General features: G+C 60.3%; 6 protein-coding genes and 1 tRNA gene. 5 read left to right on the top strand and 2 right to left on the bottom strand.

Annotated features, from left to right (window positions below; genetic code table 11):
* The coding region (locus BSU04_RS08335) for an IS4/Tn5 family transposase DNA-binding protein (protein ID WP_144021162.1) at positions 1–248 on the bottom strand (248 nt) is incomplete at its 3' end.
* Positions 249–360: 112 nt separating this feature from the next.
* A complete protein-coding gene (tsaD, locus tag BSU04_RS08330) occupies positions 361–1,389 on the bottom strand; it encodes a tRNA (adenosine(37)-N6)-threonylcarbamoyltransferase complex transferase subunit TsaD (RefSeq protein ID WP_089160150.1) in 1,029 nt (342 codons plus the stop codon).
* A gap of 195 nt (positions 1,390–1,584) precedes the next feature.
* Here tsaD and BSU04_RS08325 point away from each other — a divergent pair, with 195 nt between their 5' ends.
* From BSU04_RS08325 to BSU04_RS08300, 5 genes are all read left to right on the top strand, one after another.
* Positions 1,585–2,796 carry an NAD(P)/FAD-dependent oxidoreductase gene (locus tag BSU04_RS08325; protein WP_089160176.1) on the top strand — a complete coding sequence of 404 codons (1,212 nt, stop codon included), beginning with the start codon at positions 1,585–1,587 and terminating at the stop codon, positions 2,794–2,796.
* Positions 2,797–3,185: 389 nt separating this feature from the next.
* Complete coding sequence (locus BSU04_RS08320) at positions 3,186–3,632, top strand: GatB/YqeY domain-containing protein (RefSeq protein ID WP_089160149.1); 447 nt, start codon at positions 3,186–3,188, stop codon at positions 3,630–3,632.
* Between the two features lie 103 nt (positions 3,633–3,735).
* Positions 3,736–5,616, top strand: coding sequence for a DNA primase (gene dnaG / locus BSU04_RS08315; protein ID WP_089160148.1), 1,881 nt, complete (start codon positions 3,736–3,738; stop codon positions 5,614–5,616).
* Between the two features lie 81 nt (positions 5,617–5,697).
* Entirely contained in the window at positions 5,698–8,328 is a 2,631-nt protein-coding gene (gene rpoD / locus BSU04_RS08305) for an RNA polymerase sigma factor RpoD (protein WP_373452808.1), read from the top strand.
* A 200-nt stretch (positions 8,329–8,528) separates the two neighbouring features.
* Positions 8,529–8,605: transfer RNA gene (locus tag BSU04_RS08300), tRNA-Ile, on the top strand.
* The last annotated feature ends 40 nt before the right edge of the window (positions 8,606–8,645 follow it).

Below are 8,645 nucleotides of genomic sequence, written 5' to 3'. Positions count from 1 at the left end.
ATGCGTGCCGTGGTACGGTCCCAATGCGGCTGCATCATGTCGCGCCAGTCGATGTGCTCATTGCCCAGAAAGCGATATGCCGCCATCGTCTCGGCCCAGCCTTCGCACGCGCCCGGAATGCTGGCCGTAGGCCGGCTGGCGAACCGTTTGACCAGCTCCTTCGCGCGCCGGTCTCGCCGTGGATCACCTAAATCCAGCGTCTCAAATTCCTCGTCCACCCATGCTCCCACGTCGTCTCGGATATTCATGCCGAAAATCCGAGAGTAAACGCGAAATCCGCATTGTTAACAACCCCCTTGTGGCTGCTTTGCTACTCCACCATCGTTTCCGCAAGCGTCGAGTTGTGTATAAGGAGATGACTTAAGCCGCCGCCAGCGACGTCAGGTCCCAGCGCGGCTTCACCGTGAACGCATAATCGCGCACGGCCTGATCAGGCCAGCGCGCGAGACGCAACGCTCCGGCGAGGGCGATCATCGCGCCGTTATCGGTACATAGCGACAAATCCGGGTAATGGACTTCGAAGCGACGCTTTTTCGCGGCGGCGGACAGCGCCTCGCGCAATTGCCGGTTCGCGCCCACTCCGCCTGCCACGACCAGCCGGTTCAGGCCCGTCTGCTTTAATGCCGCGATCGACTTCGTAGTCAGCACGTCGACGGCCGCATCGACAAAACCCCGCGCCAAGTCCGCTTTCGATTGCTCGCAGATGTTCGCGCCAAGCTTGCGGCTGTGAGTCAGCACTGCGGTCTTTAACCCGCTGAAGCTGAAATCCAGATCGCCGGAATGCAGCATCGGGCGCGGCAATTTAACTGCGCCGGATGTACCGAATTCGGCGAGCCGCGAGACTTCCGGGCCACCCGGATAACCCAGGCCAAGCAATTTTGCGGTTTTATCGAAGGCTTCGCCGGCAGCGTCATCCAGTGTCTCGCCGAGCGTTTCGTATTCGCCTACATCGGTCACGCGCATTAATTGCGTATGGCCACCTGACACCAGCAACGCGACGAACGGAAACGGCGGCGGCTCGCTCACCAGTAGTGGCGACAGCAGATGCCCTTCCAGATGATGAATCCCGACAGTCGGCAAGTCCCACGCCATGGCTAATGCATTGGCAATGCTCGCGCCGACCAGCAACGCCCCGGCGAGGCCAGGACCTTGCGTGAACGCGATAGCGTCGATATCCGTGGGCAATGTGCCGGCTTCCGCCATGACTTGTTCGAGCAGAGGCAATGCCCGGCGGATGTGATCGCGGGAGGCCAGTTCCGGCACCACACCGCCGTATTCCCGATGCATGGCGATTTGCGAATGCAGCGCATGCGAAAGCAGGCCGCGCTCGGTGTCGTAGAGCGCAAGGCCGGTTTCGTCGCAGGAACTTTCGATGCCTAGAACAAGCATGGGGCGCAGGTGTGTGGATTAACAGACAAGTATAGCAGTGGGCGGGTTCGGGCTCGTTCTCCCAAGGTCGTTTGCTCTCGGACGATCACGCCATGCCGATGCGGGTCACGGCCCACGGCCCACGGCCCCACACACCGTGCGCTGCAGTCCAACCCCGCCTCGAACCCGAGCGCACCACCCGCTACAATGCGCGCCATGGAAACCTACGATATCGCAGTGATCGGCGCGGGCGCGGCGGGCATGATGTGCGCCGCGGTTGCCGCGCAAAACGGCCGCCGGGTGGTCCTGATCGACCACGCCGAACGGCTCGCGGAAAAAATCCGCATCTCGGGCGGCGGCCGTTGCAACTTTACGAACATCAATGCCGGACCGGCCAACTTCCTCTCGGCAAACCCGCATTTTTGCCGCTCGGCGCTCGCTCGCTACACGCCGCAGGATTTTCTCGCGCTGCTCAAGCGCCATCGTGTGGATTGGCATGAGAAACACAAAGGCCAGCTTTTCTGCGATGACTCCAGCGAATCCATCATCCAGCTCTTGAAAAGCGAATGCGACGCGGGCGGCGTAACGTGGCGCCGGCCCGTGACCGTCGATACGATCCGCCACGACGGCATCCGGTTTTTCCTGGACAGCAACGCCGGCACGATCTCAAGCGCAGCGCTCGTCGTCGCAACTGGCGGCCTGTCGATCCCGAAAATCGGCGCGACGGATTTTGCGTATCGGTTGGCGAAGCAATTCGGCCACAAGCTCATTGATACCCGTCCCGCCCTGGTACCACTGACCTTCGCTCCAGCCGACTGGGAGCCGTTCGCGGCGTTATCCGGTTTGTCAGTGCCAGTCGAGCTCAGCGCGGGCGCGGGCCGTGGCCGTGGGGAATTCAGCGAGGACCTGCTGCTCACGCACCGCGGTTTATCGGGGCCGGGCGTGCTGCAGATTTCGAGCTACTGGAACCCCTCGGAGCCGATTTTCATCGACTTGTTGCCCGGCGTCGATGCCACTGCCGACCTGATCGCCGCCAAGCGGGAATCGCGCAAGCAAGTCGGCACGTTTCTCGCCGAACGTGTGCCGGCGAGGCTCGCCCAAACCTGGCTCGACGTGCAGCGTGTGCCTGCCGACGCCCGTCTCGCCGATCTCCCGGACAAAACGCTGCGCCAGATCGGCGAATCGCTGTCGCGCTGGACGCTCACGCCGAACGGCACGCAAGGGTACCGGAAGGCTGAGGTCACGCGCGGCGGCGTGGACACCCGGGAGCTTTCATCCTCGACCATGATGAGTTCGCGCGTTGCGGGTTTATATTTCATCGGCGAGGCGGTCGATGTCACTGGCTGGCTCGGCGGCTACAACTTCCAGTGGGCTTGGGCGTCGGGCGTGGCGGCGGGCAAAGCGGCGGCCGAACTGGTTCGGGCCTAGAGCCGCAAAGGCATGACCAGTAAGGCTTTCAGCGGTAAGGACCGGTGTCTGTGCAAGACCGTTTCCCATGGGAAATCATGGTTTCGACCTGCTATACTGCTTTGTTCGTAGCGGCAATCGGCAGGCAATTGGCACCAGGCGGGCACGAGCGCAAAATGAGTGAAAACCGGGCGGTGATCCATGAAGATAGAAGGGGATCCTTGCCACGAGCAGCCATTCGACCACGTCTCGGTCGCGCCTCGGCGTCGTTCCGGCCGGCTTCGAAGGTACCCGAATCACCCCGTTCATGACCCCGCTTGAGGAAACGTCCCAAGCGGGTTTTTGCTTTAGCGCCATGAACGGCTGACGTCCGCATTCTCTCAACACAGCACCAGCAGAGTTCCCAAGCGATGAGCCTCAAAGACCAGATCACCGACGACATGAAAACCGCGATGCGCGCCCGCGAAACCGATCGCCTCGGCACCATCCGGCTATTGCTCGCGGCAATCAAGCAGCGCGAAGTCGACGAGCGCGTGACGTTGGACGACGCAGCCATCACGGCAGTCATCGACAAAATGATCAAGCAGCGCAAGGACTCGATCAGCCAGTTCCAGACGGCCGGACGCGACGACCTGGTGGCGAAGGAACAAGCCGAACTGGGCGTCCTGGCCGCCTACATGCCTGAGCAGATGTCGAGTGAAGCGATCAACGCCGAGATTCAGGCGGCTGTGGCGGCAACCGGCGCTGCCGGACCGCAGGACATGGGTAAGGTGATGGCCGTGCTGAAACCGAAGCTGGCGGGCCGTGCGGATATGACGGCGGTGTCGGGCCTGGTCAAAGCAGCGCTCGCCAAATAAGCTTGCAAGAAATGAGGCCTGCAAGAGATGAGGCCTGCAAGATGAGTTTGCCAAATAAGCCTGCTTAAGTGCTTAAGAAAGTCTGACCAAGAAAACTCACTAAGTGATTCCGCATTCGTTTCTTCAGGACTTGCTGAACCGCGTCGATATCGTCGACGTGGTGGGCAAGTTCGTCCAGCTGAAGAAGGGCGGCGCCAACTTCATGGGCCTGTGTCCGTTCCATAACGAGAAGAGCCCGTCGTTCACCGTCAGCCCGACGAAGCAGTTCTATCACTGCTTCGGCTGCGGCGCGCACGGCACGGCAATCAGCTTCCTCATGGAGCACACCGGGCTCACGTTCCCCGAGGCAGTCAAGGACCTCGCCCAGTCGTGCGGCCTGACCGTGCCGCAGGAATCGTCGACGCGCGTCGGCGGCATGGGTGGAGAAGGTTATGCTCCCTCGCCCAGCAAGGCCGTCAGCGTCGCGTTGACCGAAGTCATGCAGACTGCCTGTGAGTTCTATCGCAAGCAGTTGCGGGGCGCGCCCAACGCTATCGAATATTTGAAAAAGCGTGGCCTGACGGGCGAAATCGCGTTGCGCTTCGGGCTCGGCTACGCGCCGGACGGCTGGCAGAGCCTCGAAGCGGCTTTCCCTGACTACAAGAACGACAATCTGGTGGAAGCGGGTCTTGTCATCGTCAGCGAGAAAAGCGACAACCAGGGCCAGTCTCGGCGATACGACCGCTTCCGCGAGCGTGTCATGTTCCCTATCCGGAACGTGAAGGGCAATGTGATTGGCTTCGGCGGCCGCGTGCTCGACGGCGGCGAGCCGAAGTACTTGAACTCGCCGGAAACACCGTTGTTCAGCAAAGGCAGCGAGTTATACGGCCTTTTCGAAGCTCGGCTGGCTATTCGCGAACTCGGGTACGCGCTGGTCGTCGAAGGGTATATGGATGTTGTTGCGCTGGCGCAATTGGGTTTTGCGAACGCGGTTGCCACGCTCGGCACGGCCTGCACGCCGATTCACGTGCAGAAGCTGTTTCGTCAGACCGATACCGTCGTGTTCAGTTTCGATGGTGATTCGGCCGGCCGTCGCGCTGCGCGCCGCGCGCTGGACGCCTGTTTGCCGCATGCCGCCGACAACCGCACGATCCGCTTCCTGTTCCTGCCGAAGGAACACGACCCGGACAGCTACGTGCGTGAATTCGGCACTGACGGTTTCGGCGAGCAGGTCGATCGCGCGATGCCGCTGTCGCAGTTCCTGCTGAACGAAGTCCTGAACGACAAGGAACTCGACCAGCCGGAAGGCCGTGCCAAGGCGCTCTTCGACGCCAAGCCGCTGCTTCAGGCGTTACCGGCGAACGCGTTGCGCGTGCAGATCCTGCACATGCTGGCCGATCGGCTGAATACACCGTTTGGTGAAATCGCGGCATTGTGTGACATCGATTCGCGAGCGGCGGCCGTTGCCCGGGCTGCGCTGCCCAAGAGCGAGCGGCGTCGCGTCAAGGGCCATGAACAGCGCGCGCTGCGTAACCTGGTGATGTACCCGGGCATTTACGCCACGCTCGATCACGAAAGCGAGCAGACGCTGGTGACCATGACCGAGCACGGCGAGTTGTTCAGCGAGGTGATCGGGCACGCGCGGGAACTTGGCGAAACGGCGGAATTCCAGATGCTGTCGGATCTGTTGCGCAACGCCGCAAATGCTCCGACTTACGAGGATATCTTCCAGGAAATTCTCGCCTATGATGAAAATGTACGGGATCTGTTGATGCGCGATCCGGCCGACGAGGGCGCCAACGAACGCGTACAGGAGCAGAAAAAGCTGCTCGCGGAGGAGTTGCACGCAACGGTTGTCAAACTGCGACATGACAGCTATCGGAATCGGCTGGATCAACTGGCTCAGCAATCGAGCTTGACTGCGGAAGAAATTGCCGAATTTTCGGATTTATCGGCGAAAGCTGCTCAAATTAAGGCCTTGCGTGGGGTGAGTCGGGACATTTAAGACACGCATGCTACAATTAAAGGTTTTCAGCAAGTTGTTTTTTTGACTTTTGTGCTCATTTGCGAAAGAGGTGAGGCACGCATGGTTAAGACTGCTAGCGGGAAGAAAACGACGGTACGCGGCTCGAGCGAGTCGAAACGGGCAGTGGCCCATAGCCGGTCAGTTCCTTCCCCCGGAGTGTCGAAGACCAGGGTGATCGCCATTCCCTCACCTCCATCGGGTGCGAAGAAAAGAAACTCGGTTGCGTCGGCATTGAGTACCGGGTCTACAGGGTCGGCCAGAACGGCGAAAGTCGCGCGGTCGGCGGGCAAGAAGACGCCGAGTCAGTCGAAGGATCAGGTTGGCCTGATGGCGGGCGAGACTGGCAGGAGTGGCAAGGCCGGAAATTCGGCCGGCAAGCAAGCGAGTGCAACGGAAGCGGCTGCTAATGCGGGCCGGAAACGCAACACGAAGCAGGGGTCGAAGCTGACTCGCGTGCGCGTCGTGAAGCGGGGACCGGCGCAGGACTCGGGGCGACGCACTGCCAAGGGTACGCAGGACAAGGCAGCGCGCGCATATTCTGTATCCACGGTTCCATCGGCTGTCGTCCAGCAGCCGCGAGTCGAGACTAATGCCGGTACGGCGAACTCCATGACGAAAAAGCTGAACGAAGTACCCGTCGATGACGACGCAACGCAAAACGCGCAAAACGTGCAGGCCGACCCGGCCACGGCCCCTGCTGCGGATGCTGTAGCCGCGCCTCCGGCCAAGGTCGAAAAGGTCAAGGCGCGCGACCGGCGTGCGAAGGAAAAAGCGCTGTTGAAGGACGCGTTTGCCTCGAGCGCGCCCGGTACGGTTGAAGAGCTGGAGGAGCGGCGTGCGAAGCTGCGCGCGCTGATCAAGCTCGGCAAGGAACGAGGCTTCCTGACCTACGCTGAAATCAACGACCACCTGCCCGATAACTTCACGGAAACGGAAGCGATCGAAGGGATCATCAGCACGTTCAACGACATGGGCGTGGCGGTCTACGAGCAAGCGCCCGACGCTGAAACGCTGCTGCTCAACGACAACGCCCCGGCCGCTTCATCTGACGATGAAGTGGAAGAGGAGGCTGAAGTCGCGCTTTCCACTGTCGACTCTGAATTCGGCCGCACGACGGATCCGGTCCGCATGTACATGCGTGAAATGGGCACGGTCGAGTTGCTGACGCGCGAAGGCGAAATCGAGATCGCGAAGCGGATTGAAGACGGCCTCAAGCACATGGTCATGGCCATTTCTGCTTGCCCGACGACCATCGCGGACATTCTGGCCATGGCTGAGCGCGTGCAGAACGAAGAAACGCGCGTGGACGAACTGGTCGATGGCTTGATCGATCCGAACGCCGCTGATGCCGACGGTTTCTCCGAGCAGGAAGCGGAAGCGATCGAAAGCGAAGAGGAAGAAGAGGAAGAGGTGAGCGAGGACGAGGAAGAAGTCGACGAAACCACCGCTCAGGCCAATGCCAATGCAGCGCAGCTGGAAGCGCTCAAGCGTGCGTCGCTCGAGAAGTTCTCGCTGATCAGCGAGTGGTTCGACAAGATGCGTCGCGCTTATGAGAAGGAAGGTTATAAGTCGAAGGCTTATCTGAAGGCGCAAGAAGCCATTCAGAGCGAGCTGATGACCATCCGCTTCACCGCGCGGACCGTCGAGCGTTTGTGCGACACGTTGCGTGCGCAAGTGGACGAAGTGCGTCAGGTGGAACGTCAGATCCTGCATACCGTCGTCGATAAATGCGGCATGCCGCGTGCCGAATTCATCGCGCGTTTTCCGGGTAGCGAGACGGATCTCGAGTGGTCGGAGAAGGTCGTTGCCGAGAACCATGGCTATAGCGTGATCCTGGCGCGTAACGTTCCGGCGATTCGCGAACAGCAGCAACGTTTGCTCGACTTGCAAGCGCGCGTTGTGTTGCCGTTGAAGGATTTGAAGGAAACCAACCGTCAGATGGCGGCCGGCGAACTGAAGGCGCGTCAGGCGAAGCGCGAAATGACGGAAGCGAACTTGCGTCTTGTGATTTCGATTGCCAAGAAGTACACGAACCGCGGCTTGCAATTCCTGGATCTGATCCAGGAAGGCAACATCGGTTTGATGAAGGCGGTGGACAAGTTCGAATATCGTCGTGGTTATAAGTTCTCGACGTACGCCACGTGGTGGATTCGTCAGGCCATCACGCGTTCGATCGCCGACCAGGCGCGCACCATCCGGATTCCGGTTCACATGATCGAAACGATCAACAAGATGAACCGTATTTCGCGGCAGATCCTGCAGGAAACCGGGCTTGAGCCGGATCCGGCAACGCTCGCCGAAAAGATGGAAATGCCGGAAGACAAGATCCGCAAGATCATGAAGATCGCGAAGGAGCCGATCTCCATGGAAACGCCGATCGGTGACGACGACGATTCGCATCTTGGCGACTTTATCGAAGATACGAACACGGTGGCGCCGGCCGACGCCGCGTTGCATGCCAGCATGCGCGACGTGGTGAAAGACGTGCTCGATTCACTGACGCCGCGCGAGGCCAAGGTGTTGCGGATGCGTTTCGGCATTGAGATGAGCACGGACCACACGCTCGAGGAAGTGGGCAAGCAGTTCGACGTGACCCGTGAGCGGATTCGCCAGATCGAGGCGAAGGCGCTGCGCAAGCTTCGTCACCCGAGCCGTTCGGACAAGCTGAAATCTTTCCTGGAAGGGAATTGATGTCGGGTTGGTGAGATCCCAAGCGCGGCGGGCCGAATGGTCCGCCGCGCTTGTTTTATAGGCCGTTTCAAGGCAAACTCGCAAACCTTCGCGAGTGTGCAGTCGGATAGAATTCGATGCTGAATTCTATCCATGCGGGAAGCGTCGCCCGATGTCTTCCGTTGGCTCAGTTACTCGCGGCAGGGCGTTTTCCTGCAAAAGGGCCGGAAGCTTAATTGGTATAAGCTGTCGACTCATAATCGACCGATAGTGGGTTCGAATCCCACCCGGCCCACCACCTTGCTGTTTCAAGAAGTCCGGCGAAGTCCGGTAACTTC

Source organism: Caballeronia sordidicola (assembly GCF_002220365.1).
GTDB classification, from domain to species: Bacteria; Pseudomonadota; Gammaproteobacteria; order Burkholderiales; family Burkholderiaceae; genus Caballeronia; species Caballeronia sordidicola_C.
The sequence above is the reverse complement of the archived record's forward strand: the minus strand, read 5'-3'. Positions and strand labels throughout refer to the sequence as shown.

Coding starts and splice junctions, on each gene's coding strand:
- rpoD (WP_373452808.1), top strand. CDS start 5,698: ATGGTTAAGACTGCTAGCGGGAAGAAAACGACGGTACGCGGCTCGAGC.
- tsaD (WP_089160150.1), bottom strand. CDS start 1,389: ATGCTTGTTCTAGGCATCGAAAGTTCCTGCGACGAAACCGGCCTTGCG.
- BSU04_RS08325 (WP_089160176.1), top strand. CDS start 1,585: ATGGAAACCTACGATATCGCAGTGATCGGCGCGGGCGCGGCGGGCATG.
- BSU04_RS08320 (WP_089160149.1), top strand. CDS start 3,186: ATGAGCCTCAAAGACCAGATCACCGACGACATGAAAACCGCGATGCGC.